Annotated in this window: 15 protein-coding genes and 1 tRNA gene; 5 read left to right on the forward strand and 11 right to left on the reverse strand. The window is 66.8% G+C overall.

What is annotated here, in order from left to right:
- Positions 1–10 precede the first annotated feature (10 nt).
- Positions 11–427 carry a transglycosylase SLT domain-containing protein gene (locus tag ACOI1H_RS03045; protein ID WP_422435284.1) on the forward strand — a complete coding sequence of 139 codons (417 nt, stop codon included), beginning with the start codon at positions 11–13 and terminating at the stop codon, positions 425–427.
- A gap of 59 nt (positions 428–486) precedes the next feature.
- Here ACOI1H_RS03045 and ACOI1H_RS03050 read toward each other — a convergent pair whose 3' ends face one another.
- Entirely contained in the window at positions 487–876 is a 390-nt protein-coding gene (locus ACOI1H_RS03050) for a DUF2147 domain-containing protein (protein WP_422435247.1), read from the reverse strand.
- A gap of 132 nt (positions 877–1,008) precedes the next feature.
- Here ACOI1H_RS03050 and hisA point away from each other — a divergent pair, with 132 nt between their 5' ends.
- A complete protein-coding gene (gene hisA / locus ACOI1H_RS03055; protein WP_422435248.1) occupies positions 1,009–1,725 on the forward strand; it encodes a 1-(5-phosphoribosyl)-5-[(5-phosphoribosylamino)methylideneamino]imidazole-4-carboxamide isomerase in 717 nt (238 codons plus the stop codon).
- Here hisA and ACOI1H_RS03060 read toward each other — a convergent pair.
- Positions 1,722–2,153 (reverse strand): DUF302 domain-containing protein, encoded by a 432-nt coding sequence (locus ACOI1H_RS03060; RefSeq protein ID WP_422435249.1) that lies wholly within the window; start codon positions 2,151–2,153, stop codon positions 1,722–1,724. The genes hisA and ACOI1H_RS03060 overlap by 4 nt on opposite strands.
- Before the next feature lie 88 nt (positions 2,154–2,241).
- Between ACOI1H_RS03060 and hisF the strand changes: the two genes are divergently transcribed.
- On the forward strand, positions 2,242–3,003 hold the full coding sequence (gene hisF / locus ACOI1H_RS03065) for an imidazole glycerol phosphate synthase subunit HisF (RefSeq protein ID WP_422435285.1): 762 nt from the start codon (positions 2,242–2,244) through the stop codon (positions 3,001–3,003).
- Complete coding sequence (locus ACOI1H_RS03070) at positions 3,000–3,311, forward strand: phosphoribosyl-ATP diphosphatase (protein WP_422435250.1); 312 nt, start codon at positions 3,000–3,002, stop codon at positions 3,309–3,311. The genes hisF and ACOI1H_RS03070 overlap by 4 nt, the downstream gene beginning before the upstream one ends.
- 73 nt (positions 3,312–3,384) lie before the next feature.
- Here ACOI1H_RS03070 and ACOI1H_RS03075 read toward each other — a convergent pair whose 3' ends face one another.
- Positions 3,385–3,846, reverse strand: coding sequence for a CoA-binding protein (locus ACOI1H_RS03075; protein ID WP_422435251.1), 462 nt, complete (start codon positions 3,844–3,846; stop codon positions 3,385–3,387).
- A gap of 207 nt (positions 3,847–4,053) precedes the next feature.
- Positions 4,054–4,833 (reverse strand): 23S rRNA (guanosine(2251)-2'-O)-methyltransferase RlmB, encoded by a 780-nt coding sequence (gene rlmB / locus ACOI1H_RS03080; protein ID WP_422435252.1) that lies wholly within the window; start codon positions 4,831–4,833, stop codon positions 4,054–4,056.
- A 121-nt stretch (positions 4,834–4,954) separates the two neighbouring features.
- Between rlmB and ACOI1H_RS03085 the strand changes: the two genes are divergently transcribed.
- Positions 4,955–5,038 (forward strand) — tRNA-Tyr (locus ACOI1H_RS03085).
- Positions 5,039–5,091: 53 nt separating this feature from the next.
- Here ACOI1H_RS03085 and ACOI1H_RS03090 read toward each other — a convergent pair.
- From ACOI1H_RS03090 to pcaC, 7 genes are all read right to left on the reverse strand, one after another.
- Positions 5,092–8,157: an efflux RND transporter permease subunit gene (locus ACOI1H_RS03090; RefSeq protein WP_422435253.1), complete on the reverse strand. Its 3,066-nt coding sequence runs from the start codon at positions 8,155–8,157 to the stop codon at positions 5,092–5,094.
- Entirely contained in the window at positions 8,154–9,404 is a 1,251-nt protein-coding gene (locus tag ACOI1H_RS03095; RefSeq protein WP_422435254.1) for an efflux RND transporter periplasmic adaptor subunit, read from the reverse strand. Before ACOI1H_RS03095 ends, ACOI1H_RS03090 begins: the two co-directional genes overlap by 4 nt.
- Positions 9,405–9,578: 174 nt before the next feature.
- Positions 9,579–10,931 carry an ATP-binding protein gene (locus ACOI1H_RS03100; protein ID WP_422435255.1) on the reverse strand — a complete coding sequence of 451 codons (1,353 nt, stop codon included), beginning with the start codon at positions 10,929–10,931 and terminating at the stop codon, positions 9,579–9,581.
- Complete coding sequence (locus ACOI1H_RS03105) at positions 10,928–11,599, reverse strand: response regulator (RefSeq protein ID WP_422435256.1); 672 nt, start codon at positions 11,597–11,599, stop codon at positions 10,928–10,930. Before ACOI1H_RS03105 ends, ACOI1H_RS03100 begins: the two co-directional genes overlap by 4 nt.
- A gap of 165 nt (positions 11,600–11,764) precedes the next feature.
- The gene (locus tag ACOI1H_RS03110) at positions 11,765–12,880 is read right to left on the reverse strand and encodes a Do family serine endopeptidase (protein ID WP_422435257.1); all 1,116 of its coding nucleotides are present in this window, start codon (positions 12,878–12,880) and stop codon (positions 11,765–11,767) included.
- A gap of 72 nt (positions 12,881–12,952) precedes the next feature.
- Positions 12,953–13,999 carry a 3-carboxy-cis,cis-muconate cycloisomerase gene (locus ACOI1H_RS03115; protein WP_422435258.1) on the reverse strand — a complete coding sequence of 349 codons (1,047 nt, stop codon included), beginning with the start codon at positions 13,997–13,999 and terminating at the stop codon, positions 12,953–12,955.
- Positions 13,996–14,373 carry a 4-carboxymuconolactone decarboxylase gene (gene pcaC, locus ACOI1H_RS03120; RefSeq protein ID WP_422435259.1) on the reverse strand — a complete coding sequence of 126 codons (378 nt, stop codon included), beginning with the start codon at positions 14,371–14,373 and terminating at the stop codon, positions 13,996–13,998. Before pcaC ends, ACOI1H_RS03115 begins: the two co-directional genes overlap by 4 nt.
- Positions 14,374–14,385: the final 12 nt, after the last annotated feature.

Raw genomic sequence — 14,385 nt, forward strand, 5'->3', positions numbered from 1 at the left:
ACCGGAGGCGATGTCCTTTGTGGCCCGGGGACCGCAGGTCGATCTGACGATCCCGATGCATCCCAACGAGACACGCGAATTGCGCGCGTTGATCCAGAAGTATGCCGATCTTTACGACATTCCCGAAAGTCTGCTGCACCGTGTGATCATCCGCGAAAGCACCCACAATCCGGGTGCGCGCAATGGTCCCTATTACGGGCTGATGCAGATCCTGCCGCAAACCGCGCGCGGCATGGGGTTCAACGGCAGTGCCAGCGATCTGCTGGATGCTGAAACCAACCTGAAATACGCGGGCAAGTATCTGCGCGGTGCCTGGATGTTGTCCGACGGGTCAGAGGCCACGGCGGTCAAGTGGTACAGCCAAGGCTATTATTACGAGGCCAAGCGCCGCGGCATGCTGGTCGCAACCGGCCTGCGCAAGGCCTGATCCGCTGGCAGTCCGAACGGACGATGCAAGGCCCGCACTGCTGCGGGCCTTTGGCGTTGCTACTGGATGCGGGCCCAATTCTGGCTGGCGCAAAGCAGACCACCCGCGACGCAGCCCTGAAGGCGCAGCGCGTTGCCGCTGACCTGCATCTTGCCGACGTAGGTCTTGCCGTTCGACGGGCGATAGACCTGCCCCGCATAGGTGCCGTCCCCGTTCGGGGCCATGTTGATGACGATCTGACGGCCGATATTCTCGGACTGATAGGGCGTGCCGTCGGCCTTGTAGGTGTTGGTGATGGTGCCGCAGACGGCGGCGCCGCAGGGCGACACGGTGACATAGGCGAAGGCACCGTCGTCCACCTCGGTCTGCCAGACGCCGACGGCGGCGTCCTGCGCCGCAGCGGATGTGGCGAACGTGGCGGCCAGAATGGCTGCGATCAGGCGGTTCATGTGGGTCTCCTCCCCGTGAAAACTGATGGCACCTTGGGCGGACCGCGCGATTCCAATCAAGTCTGACGTTGGGTCGGTTGCCTTTTCACCCGGATCGCCGCAGAAGGCGGGCGACCAGCGCAGGAGTCCGCCATGATCCTTTACCCCGCCATCGACCTCAAGGACGGCCAGGCCGTGCGCCTGGTGCATGGAGAGATGGACCGCGCCACCGTCTTCAACGACGACCCGGCGGCGCAGGCGCAGGCCTTCGTCGATGCAGGATGCACATGGCTGCATCTGGTGGATCTGAACGGTGCCTTTGCCGGCACGCCGGTGAATGCTGCCCCGGTCGAGGCGATCCTGAAACAGTGCCGCGTGCCGGCGCAACTGGGTGGCGGCATCCGCGACATGGCGACGATCGAACGCTGGCTGACGCTGGGGCTGGCCCGCGTGATTCTGGGGACCGTGGCGGTCGAAAACCCGGACCTTGTGCGGCAGGCGGCGCTGGCGTTTCCGGGTCAGGTGGCCGTGGGCCTCGACGCGCGCAACGGCCGCGTTGCGACACGCGGCTGGGCCGAAGAGACGGAGATCATGGTCACGGACCTGGCCCGGTCGTTCGAGGATGCGGGGATCGCGGCGATCATCTACACCGACATCCTGCGCGACGGAGCGATGAAGGGGCCGAACGTCACAGCGACCGCGGACCTTGCGCGCGCGGTGGACATTCCCGTCATCGCGTCCGGCGGGGTGTCGTCGCTCGCGGACCTCGTGGCGCTGCGCGACACCGGAGTCATCAGCGGCGCGATTTCCGGCCGGGCACTCTATGATGGGGCACTGGACCTGCGCGCCGCACTGGCGACGCTGGCCTAGTTTACCGCCGCGTCGGTCAGCCGGTCAAGCGCTTGGGCGATCCGCGCAACGTAGTCCGCGTCGTCGGGCACATCGGTGTCATCGAAGAGGTCGCCGGTGTCCTCGTAGGCCACGATGGTCTGGCCGTCCTGCTCATAGATCAGCACCTTCAACAGCAGAGCCAGACCGGCGCGCGGATCAGCCTGCAACGCGGGCGTGCCAAGCGTCGGGTTGCCGAAGATCAACAGCTGCATCGGCATCAGCTCCATTCCGGCCTCGCTGGCACCGGCGGCATGATCGACCCGGGCAAAGACTGTGGCACCGGCTTCGGTCACGGCAGCCTCAAGCGCCGTCATGGCCTCGGCCACGGTGCGGTCGGTCGGCTTTGTGATCGTGTCGGCGAGGGCTGGCGTGGCGAGGGTCACGGCCAGAAGGGTTGCGCGGATCATGTCGGACTCCTCTCAGTTTCGGTCTCAACTGCCCTCACGGCGCAAGGTTCCCCTTCCCCTGCCCGGCCGTGCGCGGTATCACGCCGCCATGCTGAAAACCCGCATCATCCCCTGCCTCGACGTCGCCAACGGGCGGGTGGTCAAGGGTGTGAACTTCGTCGGCCTGCGCGACGCGGGCGACCCGGTGGACGCCGCCATCGCCTACAACGCAGCTGGGGCCGACGAACTCTGCTTTCTCGACATCATGGCGACCGAGGAAAATCGCGGCACGATGTTCGAGCTTGCCACCCGCACGGCCGAGGCGTGCTTCATGCCGTTGACCATCGGCGGCGGCGTGCGGACTCATCACGACGTGCGGGCCCTGCTGCTGGCGGGGGCCGACAAGGTCAGCTTCAACTCCGCCGCCGTCGCCAACCCCGACGTGGTGACAGAGTCCGCGCTGCGCTTTGGCAGCCAGTGCATCGTCGTCGCCATCGACGCCAAGACCGTGGCGCCCGGCCGATGGGAAATCTTCACCCACGGCGGCCGCCGCCCGACCGGCATCGACGCCGTGGATTTCGCACGCATGGTCGTGGAAAAAGGTGCCGGAGAGATCCTGCTGACCGCGATGGACAACGACGGCGTCAAGACCGGCTACAACATCCCTCTTACCCGTGCCGTGGCGGATGCGGTCGACGTGCCGGTGATCGCAAGTGGCGGAGCCGGCACTCTGGACCACCTCGTCGCGGGGGTGCGCGATGGCCACGCCAGCGCGGTCCTAGCCGCCTCGATTTTCCACTTCGGCACCTACACCATCCCGCAGGCCAAGGCGCACATGCAGGCCGCCGGCATCCCCATGAGGCTTTCATGACCCTCGACGACCTCGCCGCCACGATCCTGGCCCGCAAGGGCACCGACCCGGACGCCAGCTGGACGGCCAAGCTGCTGGCCAAGGGCCCTGCCAAATGCGCCGAGAAATTCGGCGAAGAGGCGGTCGAGACGATCATCGAAGCCGTGCGCGGTGACAGGGCCGCACTCACGTCAGAGGCTGCCGACACCCTCTACCACCTGCTCGTGATGCTGACCGCCTGCGATGTGCCACTCTCGGACGTGATGGACGAACTGGCACGGCGTCAAGGCACCTCCGGTCTCGCCGAACGGGCCGCCCGCCAACCCTAAGTCCGCCATTCTTCTGGTCGCAAATATCCCGGAGGTCTGGAGGCACCGCCTCCAGTCGGCCCATGAGGCCGATCTAGAGCTTCGACGAGATCACGCCAGTGTTGAACCCACCCATCCGCAACTCGCCGAACAAGCGCTGGTATTCGATCTTGGGGCAGCGGTCCTGCACCACCGTCACGCCCCGCGCCCGTGCGACAGCGGCCGCCGCATCATGCCTCACGCCCAGTTGCAGCCAGATCACGTCAAGCTGCGGCCAACGCGCCAGGGAATCGTCGACGATCCCCGGCACCGCTTCGGATTTGCGAAAGACATCGACCATGTCGACGTCGACCGGCACATCGGCCAGCGTGGCGTGCACCGTCTCGCCCAGCAGGACCTGACCTGCCAGTCCGGGATTCACCGGCACGATGCGGTAACCCTTGATCTGCAAGTAGCGCGCGACGAAATAGCTGGGCCGGACGGGATTGGCCGACACGCCGACGATGGCGACGGTCTTCACCCGCTTCAGAATGGCCTTGAGGTCCGCATCATCCATAGGTCGATACCGGGACAAAAAGACGCCCGGGTCAAGCCCGGGCGCACAGGTGTGGAACGAGGGACAGTTCAAAGAGGCAGATCGGTTCCGAAAATCTGCTCTGACACTTCAGGTGGGCATGATTCGCACCCAGACCAGACCCACGCGCGAAACCGTGAAGGCCGGGTGGGCGGGTGTCGCGGCACGCGCAGTCGCCCGAACGCGCCGTCAGACGCCCTTACTGGCGTAAAGTGCCACCGCCGCCGCATTCGACACGTTCAGCGATCCAAAGCCCCCCGCCGCCCCGATCCGCACCAGCGCGTCGCAGGTTTCCATGCTCTTTTCGCGCAGGCCCGGCCCCTCGGCCCCCATGACCAGCGCCACGGGCCGGTCGAACCGCCCCGCAAGCACCTCCGGAATGGTCTGCGTGGCCGCGCCGTCCAGTCCCAGGACGATATATCCCATGCTCTGCAACTGCGTCATCGCATCGGCCAGGTTGCGCACCCGAAGATAGGGCTGCCGTTCCAGCGCGCCCGATGCGGTCTTGGCCAGCGCCCCGGTCTCGGGGGCCGCATGGCGCTGCACGGCGACGACGGCGCGGGCGCCGAATACCTCGGCCGACCGCAGGATCGCGCCGACGTTGTGCGGATCGGTCACGCGGTCCAACAGCACGATGCGCGGCGGCTGTGACCCGTCGCCCAGTGCGATGTCCTCCAGACTGCCCCAATCCAGCGGCTTGACCTCCAGTGCGGCCCCCTGATGAACCGACCCCGGATCGATCGGGGCTGCGAACTTGCGCGGATCGCTGATCTCGGGCTCTACCCCGGCCTGCCCCACGACGTCGGTCAGCTTGTCCAGCGCGTTGCGCGTCACCACCAGCCGCAGCTTGACCCGGGCGGGATTCATCAACGCATCGCGGACGGCATGCAGGCCGAACAGCCAGATCGTCTCCGACGCGGCCATGCGCTTGGCCTGTTCCTTCTCGATCACCCACTTCGGCTTCTGCATGGCTTGTCCCCTGTCTGATTGACCCCGGTTACAGCGTTTCGGACACCATGTGAAGCAAGCGCCGATCCGTGGCTTTTTGAGGTTGACGCCCCTCTGGGCCACGGCTATTTCCCCGCTCAGTGGGCGACAGGCCGCAAGGTGTGGCAGGAGACTGTAACTCTCTCGCGGAGACGCACGCCTGGTTCGATTCCAGGGTCGCCCACCACTTCCCGCACCTTCGCAGATCGACCCTGCGGCGCAGAACTTGAAAACTCCGGCCTATTCCGCCGGGGTCTCCTGCGGCTTGTTCACCTTCAACCCCCGCAGCAGCAATCGCGTGACCCGGTGGCGACCGCCTTCGATCACCGAAAAGAGCGAGGGGATGAAGATCAGCGACAGCAGCGTCGACAGCAGCAGCCCGCCGATCACCGCGACCGCCATGGGAGAGCGGAATTCACCCCCCGCCCCGAAGGCGAGCGCCGACGGCAGCATCCCGGCGGCCATCGCGATGGTGGTCATCACGATGGGCCGTGCGCGCTTGTGACCGGCGTCCAGCATGCCTTCGGTGCGGCTGGCCCCGTTCTTCATCGCGGTGATCGCGAATTCGACCAGCATGATCGCGTTTTTCGTCACGATCCCCATCAGCATCAGGAAACCGATCACGACGGACAGGCCGATGGCCGAGCCGGTCAGATACAGCGCCAGGATGGCGCCGCCGATGGCGAGCGGCAGCGACATCAGGATCGTGAACGGCGTCACGAAGCTGCCGAACAGCAGCACCAGCACGACATAGACCAGCATGATGCCAGCCCCCATCGCAGTCCCGAAAGAAGCAAAGACCTCGCCCTGCACTTCGGCGTCGCCGGTCGGCTGGACGCGGACGCCTTCGGGCAGGTCGGCACCGGCGGCGGGCAGCGCAAAGATCGCGCCCGTCGCCTGCCCTAGTACCGCGCCATCGGCGAGGTCGGCCTGCAGGGTGATCCGCGTCTCTCGGTCGTAACGCTCGATCGATGACGGGCCGTTCGCCAGCGTCACGTCAGCCACCACGGACAGCGGGACCGGCGTTCCGGTAGCGGTCGGGATGCGCTGGTTGGTCAGCAGTTCAAGGTTGCGGCGGCTGTCCTCTGCTATGCGCACGACGATCGGGATCTGGCGGCCGTCGGCGCTGTATTTCGCAAGACTCGCATCCGTGTCGCCAATGGTCATCACGCGGATCGTGGACGCAAGGTCAGAGGCGGTTATGCCAAGCTCTGCCGCGATCTGCGGGCGCGGTGTGATCCGCAGTTCCGGCCGCTCGAGGCTGGCCGCATTGGTGATGTTCTTGATCGTGGTCAGCCCTGACATCTCTGTGGCGAGGTCCTGTGCGGCCAGCGTCACCGTTTCCAGATCGTCGCCCAGCACGGCGACGTTCACCGCCCGCTCTCCGTTGGCCGCCAGCATGTTGATGCGGGCATCGGGCAGGTTGGACAGGGTCGCGACCAGTTCGTCCTCGATCTCGAACTGGCTGCGCTCGCGGCTGCCCTTGGTGCCCAGCGTGACGGTGACGTTCGCCTTTGCGACATTGCCGCCGGTGCCACCCTGCACCAGCACGTTCTGCACCTCTGCAATGCCTTGCGCGCGCGCCGCAATCTCGTTCGTGAGGGCGCGGGTTTCGTCCAGCGTGGCCCCTGGAGGAAGCTCGACGCTGACCCGCAGGCGGCCTTCGTCGGCCTCGGGGATGAATTCCGATGGCAGCAGCGTGGCGGAATAGATCGAGCCCGCGAAGATGCCAAGGCCCACGATCATGGTGATCAGGCGGTGGTGCAACGTCCAGGTCAGCAGCCGCATGTAGCCGCGCATGACGAATCCGTCCTTCTCCTCTTCGTGGATCAGGTTGTCGCGCAGCATGTATGCGGCCATCATCGGCGTGATGAGGCGGGCCACCAGTAGCGAGAACAGGACCGCGACGGCGACGGTCAGGCCGAACTGCTTGAAATACTGCCCCGCGATCCCGGCCATGAAGCTGACGGGAGCAAAGACCGCGACGATGGTGAAGCTGATCGCCACGACGGTCATGCCGATCTCGCTCGCCGCTTCCTCGGTCGCCTCGTAGGCGGGTTTGCCCATGTTGATGTGGCGGACGATGTTCTCGATCTCGACGATGGCGTCGTCCACGAGGATGCCGGTCACGAGGGTGATGCCCAGCAGCGATACGGTGTTGAGGGAAAAACCCAGCATCTGCATCACGAAGAAGGTGGGGATAATCGACAGCGGCAGGGCGACGGCGGTGATCAGCGTGGCGCGCCAGTTCTTGAGGAACAGGAACACGACGATGATGGCGAGTGCGGCACCTTCGTACAGCGTCTCCATCGCGGAGTGGTAGTTGCCTTCGGTATAATCGGTGGCGTCGTCGATCAGCGTGATCGCGACCTCCGGATAGGCGGCGCGCACCTCCTTCAGCCTTTCGCGGACGCGTTCGGCGACCGACAGGTCGGACGCGCCGGTGGCCCGGAACACGCCGAAGGCGACGACAGGCTGACCGTCGAGCGTGGCAAAGCTGCGCGCCTCCGACGGGCCGTCGATGACCTCTCCCACGTCGCCAAGGCGGATGGTGCGACCGTCTGCCAAGGCCAGCGGCGTGGCGGCAAGCTGTTCGATGGTATCCGCGCCACCCAGGGCGCGGATCGAGAATTCCTGACCGCCGATGTCGCCCCGCCCGGCACCCTCGTTCTTGTTGGTAACCGACAGTTGCCGGCTGATGGAGGCGGCGGAAATGCCGAAGGCCAACAAGCGCTGGGGGTCGAGTTCGACCTTGATTTCGCGGTCGGCCCCGCCGAGCCGTTCGATCTTGCCCAGCTCATCGACGCCTTGCAGTTCGCGATTCAGGACTTCGTCCACGAAGTAGGACAGATCCTCTATGCTGCGGGTCGGGTCCGCGACGGCATAAGTCATGATCGCCTGCCCGGTCACGTCCAGACGCTGCACCAGCGGTTCGCTGATGCTGTCGGGCAAGGTTGCCCGCGCCCGCGTCACGGCGTCCTTCACGTCGTTCAGCGCACGGTCGCTGTCGGTCGACAGCTCGAATTCCACCGTGGTCTGGCTGCTGCTGTCGGTCGCGACCGACGTGATGTGCTTGACCCCGGTGATGGCCGAGATCGAATCCTCGATCGGTTTGGTGACCTGCGTGATCAATTCGGACGGCGCGGCACCGGGCTGACCCACGCTGACCGTGATGATCGGGACGTCGATGTTGGGAAACTGCGTGACCGGCAGGCCGCGAAACGCCGCGAGGCCGACGATGACCAGCACGAGGAAGGCGGCGATGGGCGGAACCGGATTGCGGATCGCCCAGGTGGACATGTTCATTCGCTGGCCTCCACGGCGGCGGTGTCTGTCGAGGTCAGCGTCCCGGCGGCCGGTGTTGCGGTCGTGGGGGGCGGCACCGGCGTCACCTTGTCGCCTGTGCGAAAGAAGGCCCCGGCCCGCAGCAGCACATCGTCGCCTTCGGCCAGGCCAGAGGTGATTTCGCGCAGCCCGTCGGACACCACGCCAAGGGCCACGATGGTCTGTTCCACGGTGCCGTCCACGACCTTCTGCACGACGCTGTCGCCCCCCGTCGTGGTGACGGCGGACACCGGCACGGTCAGGGCCATGCGCTGGGCGGTCTGGATATCGGCGCTGGCAAAGATGCCGACGCGCAGGCCGCTTTGATCGTCGATGCTGACGCGCACGGTACCAAGACGGCTGACCGGATCGACCTGCGGGCTGATGCGGCGCACGATGCCGTTGCGCGGCGGCAGGCCCGCGACGCGGATGCTGACCGGGTCGCCTGCGCCGACCTTCACGAGGTCGGTCTCGACGATCTCGAACTCTACCTCGATCACGCCGTCACGGATCATGTCGAACATCGCCGTCCCGGTGGCGGACAGATCCCCCAGCCGCGCCGTGCGGTCGGCAATGATGCCGTCCACAGGGGCGGTGACGGTGGCCCACGACAGGTTCAGGGCGGCAATGTCGCGCGAGGCCTGCGCCTGTGCCTGCTGTGCATTCGCCGCGGCAATGGCGGCCTGCGCCGTCTTGACGGCAGCATTGGCCCCGTCGGCGGTGGCCTGCGCCTGATCAAGGGCGGATTGCGACACCGCGCCGTCCTGACTCAGCTTCACGTTGCGGTCCAGCGCGGTATTGGCCTGCCGCGCATTGGCGTCGGCGGATGCAAGCTGCCCTTCGGCCTGGGCGATGGTGGCACCTGCGGCGGCAAAGTTCGCATCGCCTTGCTGCAACTGGGCGGTCAGCGTCTGGTCGTTCAGCCGCGCGAGGATGTCGCCCTTGGCGACCGCATCGCCGATGTCGGCCGACAGCTCCACGATCTCGGCACCGGAGACGCGGGCGGAGACGACCACATCCTCGCGCGCGAGCAGGCCGCCCGAGGCGCTGACGATCTGTGTCACCTGCGTCATCGTGGCGGGAACGACGGTGACCGTGGGGGCCGCAACGGCGGCGGACTGGTCCGCTTCCTGCGCCAGCAAGGGTTGGCCCGTCGTGGCCAAGGCCAGCGCGCAGGCGACCGCGATGCGCAACGTGGCGCGCGGCCTGTGAAGGGCGTCGGTGTTCATCGGGTCTGCCTTTGTGCGCTGCGGTGCGTGATGCGGCGGGACAATGACTCGCCGACAGTCCCGACCATCCGTCGTTTTCCGGGATTCAGGAAATCATCTGGTCCCATCCACAGCAAAACGCAAGTGCGCCGTACCGCGCAGGACCGCACAGGTAACCCGCCGTTGCGCGTTTGCCTAAGGGTTGTGCGCCGGCAGCCGCAACGCCAGGATCAGACCGGGGTCATTGTCCGACAGGGACAGCGTTGCGCCGTGCAGGTCAGCGATCACCGCGACAAGGCTGAGGCCAAGACCGCTACCCGGCGTCGTGCGGCTGCGTTCGAGACGATAAAGCCGGCGGAGCACCTTGTCGCGTTCGTCCGGCGGGATGCCGGGGCCGCGGTCCGCGACGGATAGGATCACCGCATCGCCCTCGCGCCGCAGGCCGAGGGTGATCGCGGTGCCGGGCGGCGTGTGGCGCAGGGCGTTCTCGATCAGGTTGGCCAGGATCTGGCCGAGCAGGTCCCGGTCGCCGGTCACCGTGGCATCCGGTGTCGCGATGTCGAGCGTCAGGGCGCGCTGATCCTCGGCTGCGGCAGGATCGTAAAGTTCCGCGAAGGTCTGCACCAGCGGCACGAGGTCGACGGCGGCAAAGCGCGACCGGGGCGTTCCCGCCTCAATCTGCGCGATCTGAAGGAGGGCGTGGAAGACGGACACGACGCCGGCGACCTCGGTCTGGGCCTGATCCACCAAGGCGGCGGCATCGTCCTGCAACGGCAGCGCGGACAGCGCGTCAAGGTGGACAGAGATGCGCTGGATCGGGGTCTTGAGGTCGTGAGCGACATCCGAAGAGACCTGCCGCAAGGTGTCGACGCTCGCCTCCTGAGCGGCCGCCATGCGGTCGATGCGGGCGGCGATCCGGTGGAAGTCGTCGGACCAGCGGTCGGTCGGACGCACACGGGCGCTCAGGTTGCCCGAGGTCAGTTGATCCAGCGTCCGCCCCAGCGCGCTCACCTGCCGGGCAGAGCGGCGCGCCAGCACCAAGGCGGCACCCAGTGCGATTGCGAGCGTCGGCAGAAGCGAAAGCAGGACGATGTTGCGGAACACCGTCCAGAGCTGGTCGATCTCGGCCCGACTGCGCGCGACGGTCAGTTGTCCGCCATGCAGCCGCGTTGTCAAAGCCAGATACTGACCGTCAATGCGGGTGTCGCTGTCGTCAAGCGTGGTCAGGAAGTAGCCGTCCTGATCCTGTGCCAGCACGCCGTTGCCGAACCGCCGCCCCTGTGCGGTCACGTAGGACAGCACGATGCGGTTGGGGTCGCTGACCTGCGCCTCTGCCGCGACCAGTGCGGCCAGGGCTGCGGCCGTGGGGGCCGCGCGAAAGCCCGCCACGTCCTGCGTCAGGTCGCGGCGCATGGTGGCGTCCAGCGAGGACCGGCTGGCGGCATAGCTGGCGGCAAGGCTGGCGATCGAGGCGAAGGCGAAAAGCGCGACAAGCCCCAGCGCCAGTCGCACCGGACTGGCACGCAGCAGGGTCAGCAGGCGTGTCACGCCTCGATCCGGTAGCCCGCGCCGCGCACGGTCTTGATGAGGTCTGCGTCGAAGGGCTTGTCCACCTTGGCCCGCAGGCGACTGATGTGGGTTTCCACCACGTTCGTCTGCGGATCGAAGGAGATGCCCCAGATGTTCTCCAGCAGCATCGTCCGGGTCTGGATGCGTCCCTTGCGGCGCAGCAGATGTTCGAGGATGGCGAATTCGCGCGGCAGAAGGTCGATCCGCTGCCCCGCACGCATCACATCGCGGGTCACGAGGTCCATCGTCAGATCGCCCGCCGTCAGAACGGTCTCTTGCGCCAACGCGCGCGGGCGGCGACCCAGGGCGTTGATCCGGGCCGAAAGCTCGCCGAAGGCAAAGGGTTTCACGAGGTAGTCGTCCGCCCCGGCGTTCAGGCCCGCGATGCGGTCGTCGACCGATCCCATCGCCGTCAGGAACAGCACCGGCGTCCGGTTGCCCGCGCCACGCAGGGATTTCACCAGCGTCAGCCCGTCGATTTCGGGCAGCATCCAGTCCACGATCAACACGTCATGGTCCGCGCCGGTCGCCTGCACCAGCCCGTCGCGGCCGTTGTCGACCAGATCGACCGTATGGCCTTCTTCGCGCAGACCGCGGGTGATGTATTGGCCGGTGGTCTTGTCATCTTCGACGACGAGAATCTTCATGTCATTTCCATGCGGCATGTCAGGCTTTCCGACAGATGGGACCTCGCGGCCCGCTTGGCAAGAAAAAGACCCCGTCCCCACAGGGACGAGGCCAGCCCGGCTGGTGCATCGCAGCAGGGCGTAGGGCCACGGTCCGGCGCATCGCGGACCGCAGCTGTGGCGGGATCAGGCGGCCTGTTTCGCGAGGTCGCCCACGGTGACGTCGATCGTCACCTCTTCACCCTTGCGCCAGACCGTCGCAGTGGTCGTGGTGCCCGGGGTCACGTCGGCGACGGCGCGGGTCAGGTCGCCCACGTCCGCAATCTCCTTGTCGGCAAAGGTCAGGATGATGTCGCCATCCGCGAGCCCTGCCTCGGCCGCCGGGCTGTCGTCCGAGACCTTCTCGATCACGGCACCTTTCGGGTCATCGTAGCCCAGCACGGTCGCGATCTCCTCGCTCATCGGGGCGATCTGGACGCCCAGCCAGCCGCGCGCGATGGTGCCATCGTCGCGCAGGTCGGCCACGATGTCCTGCACGAGGTCGGAGGGCACAGCAAAGCCGATGCCGACGGACCCGCCACCGGGCGAAAAGATCATCGTATTGACGCCGATGACCTCGCCATCCGCGTTGAACAGCGGCCCGCCGGAGTTGCCGCGGTTGATCGCGGCGTCGGTCTGGATGAAGTCGTCATAGGGACCCGACCGGATGTCGCGCGACACGGCCGACACGATGCCCGAAGTCACGGTCCCGCCAAGGCCGAAGGGGTTGCCGATGGCCAAGGCCTCGTCCCCCGCACGCACGGCGGTGCTGTCGCCCCAGGGCACGATCGGCAGATCGGCGTCGGCGTCGATCTTGATCAGCGCGATATCGGTCAGCGGGTCCACACCGATCACCTCGGCGTCATACTCGGTCTCGTCGGCCAGCTTGACCGTCACCGTCTCGGCCCCATCGACGACGTGGTTGTTGGTCACGATATAGCCGTCGGCCGAAATGATGAAGCCGGACCCGAGGCCCTGCATCGGGCGCGATTCGGGCTGGTCCTGGAACATCGGGCCGAAGCGGCGCTCCAGTTCCTCGCGCGGAAAGCCGGGCGGAAGGGCGTCGGCCAGCGATTGCGCGTCCTGTGCCTTGCCCGTCACTTCGATGAAGACGACGGCGGGGGACAGGGTTTCGACCAGATCGCCGTATCCGCCTGCCGGCACGGCAAGGGCTGTGGTGGGGGCGATGGTCATGGCGGTGGAACCGGCCAGTGCGGCGGCGACGGTCAGGGCGGTCGCTGTGCGGCGAAGCGGGGTCATCATTGGGAAATCCTCAGGGTTGGTGACGTGATGCAGCCTAGATGCACCCTCGCCCTGACGATGGCCTGACGCCCGTTATACAGATTTGTGAGGATCGCCCATCGCGGTGATGGTAGCCACCAGATCGTTTGCGGCGACCAGCGCCCGCCCCGTCGCCTGCGCCATCAGCGGCAGGACCATCCATTCCAGCGCCCATGCGGTGCCAGAGCGTTCCTGTTCGTGCACCATCGCCTGCTGCATCAGCCCCGCCTGCCCCGCGTTAAACCGCGCCAGCGTGACAAGCAGTTCGGCGAGAATCGGGTTCTGCTTGTGCGCCATCGCCGAGGACGCGCCACCGCCTGCCAGCGTGATCTCTGCGATTCCCTGCTGTGCCATGAGGGCTGCATCCTGCCCCATCTTGCCGAGGCTGCCGGTGATGAGGGCGAGCAGGCTTGCGTAGCCGACGACGCCGCTGCGGTCGGTGTGCCAGGGCTGCGGCGCTGTCGTCAGACCAAGGGCCTTGGCCATTTGGGCCGCCACACCGCCGAAATCGGTGCTCCCGGTGGGACCGGCAAGCGAAAGACGTTCGGTCTGCGCGCGGGCCAGCGTCAGGCGGGCGCGGTGGTCGACCAGCGGCGCGCGCCAGATGCGGATGCGGTCGGCTGCGGTCACGGGCAGCGCGGCTTGCATCCGGGTGCGCGCCATCAGAGGGTTTTCGCCGTGCCGGTCCGAGAGGTCGGACAGCGCCTGAACAAGCGTCGCAAGGCGCGCGTCAACGAGATCGGAGGTGCTTTGCAGCGTCAGGGCCAGGGCCGTGTCCAGCACATCCTGCGACGTCGCCCCGGCGTGGATCGCCCGAGCGGCATCGCCTGCGCCCGCTTTCAGTTGCCGGATCAGCGCAGGCACCGGCAGGCCGTCGCGGGCAGACCCGGCCGACAGGTCATCGCGATCGGGCGAGAAGGCTGCGATATGGTCGGCAGCCTGTGCTGCAAGGGTGGCGTCAAAGCGGCCCGCCTGCCCCATGGCACGGCTGAACGCCGCCTCGAATGCCAGTAAGTGGGCGGTCTGGGCGTCGGCATCCCACAGCGCAGCCATTTCGACGTCCGCGAACAGGCCGTCGTAAAGTGCGTTGGCAAAGGTCATTCGGCGGCCATTTCGGCCAGGGTGTCCTTGGCCAGCTTGATCGCGTGGTTCGCTTTTGGCACGCCGGCGTAGATCGCGACGTGCATGAAGGCTTGCAGGATGTCGGACGGTGTCGCCCCGGTGCGGGCCGTGGCGCGGACATGCATCGGGATCTCGGCAAAATTGCCGGTGGCCGCCAGAAGCGCCAGCGTCAGCATGGACCGTTCGCGCTGCGTGATCGCGTCCGACGACCAGACGGTGCCCCAGGCCCCTTCGGTGATCATGTCCTGGAACGGCTGGTCGAAATCGGTCTTGGCCGCCTCGGCCCGGTCGACGTGGGCGTCGCCCAGGACGGCGCGGCGGGTTTTCATGCCGGTGGTTTGGCGGTCGGTCATTTTGGGCGTCTC

It is taken from the genome of Loktanella sp. DJP18 (assembly GCF_049310965.1).
GTDB lineage: Bacteria > Pseudomonadota > Alphaproteobacteria > Rhodobacterales > Rhodobacteraceae > Loktanella.

Bases quoted from the DNA above. Each gene is read 5' to 3' on its own strand.
- hisF (WP_422435285.1), top strand. From the start codon at position 2,242: ATGCTGAAAACCCGCATCATCCCCTGCCTCGACGTCGCCAACGGGCGG.
- ACOI1H_RS03045 (WP_422435284.1), top strand. From the start codon at position 11: ATGTCCTTTGTGGCCCGGGGACCGCAGGTCGATCTGACGATCCCGATG.
- ACOI1H_RS03075 (WP_422435251.1), bottom strand. From the start codon at position 3,846: ATGGATGATGCGGACCTCAAGGCCATTCTGAAGCGGGTGAAGACCGTC.
- pcaC (WP_422435259.1), bottom strand. From the start codon at position 14,373: ATGACCGACCGCCAAACCACCGGCATGAAAACCCGCCGCGCCGTCCTG.
- rlmB (WP_422435252.1), bottom strand. From the start codon at position 4,833: ATGCAGAAGCCGAAGTGGGTGATCGAGAAGGAACAGGCCAAGCGCATG.
- ACOI1H_RS03070 (WP_422435250.1), top strand. From the start codon at position 3,000: ATGACCCTCGACGACCTCGCCGCCACGATCCTGGCCCGCAAGGGCACC.
- ACOI1H_RS03095 (WP_422435254.1), bottom strand. From the start codon at position 9,404: ATGAACACCGACGCCCTTCACAGGCCGCGCGCCACGTTGCGCATCGCG.
- ACOI1H_RS03105 (WP_422435256.1), bottom strand. From the start codon at position 11,599: ATGAAGATTCTCGTCGTCGAAGATGACAAGACCACCGGCCAATACATC.
- ACOI1H_RS03110 (WP_422435257.1), bottom strand. From the start codon at position 12,880: ATGATGACCCCGCTTCGCCGCACAGCGACCGCCCTGACCGTCGCCGCC.
- ACOI1H_RS03050 (WP_422435247.1), bottom strand. From the start codon at position 876: ATGAACCGCCTGATCGCAGCCATTCTGGCCGCCACGTTCGCCACATCC.
- hisA (WP_422435248.1), top strand. From the start codon at position 1,009: ATGATCCTTTACCCCGCCATCGACCTCAAGGACGGCCAGGCCGTGCGC.
- ACOI1H_RS03060 (WP_422435249.1), bottom strand. From the start codon at position 2,153: ATGATCCGCGCAACCCTTCTGGCCGTGACCCTCGCCACGCCAGCCCTC.
- ACOI1H_RS03115 (WP_422435258.1), bottom strand. From the start codon at position 13,999: ATGACCTTTGCCAACGCACTTTACGACGGCCTGTTCGCGGACGTCGAA.
- ACOI1H_RS03090 (WP_422435253.1), bottom strand. From the start codon at position 8,157: ATGAACATGTCCACCTGGGCGATCCGCAATCCGGTTCCGCCCATCGCC.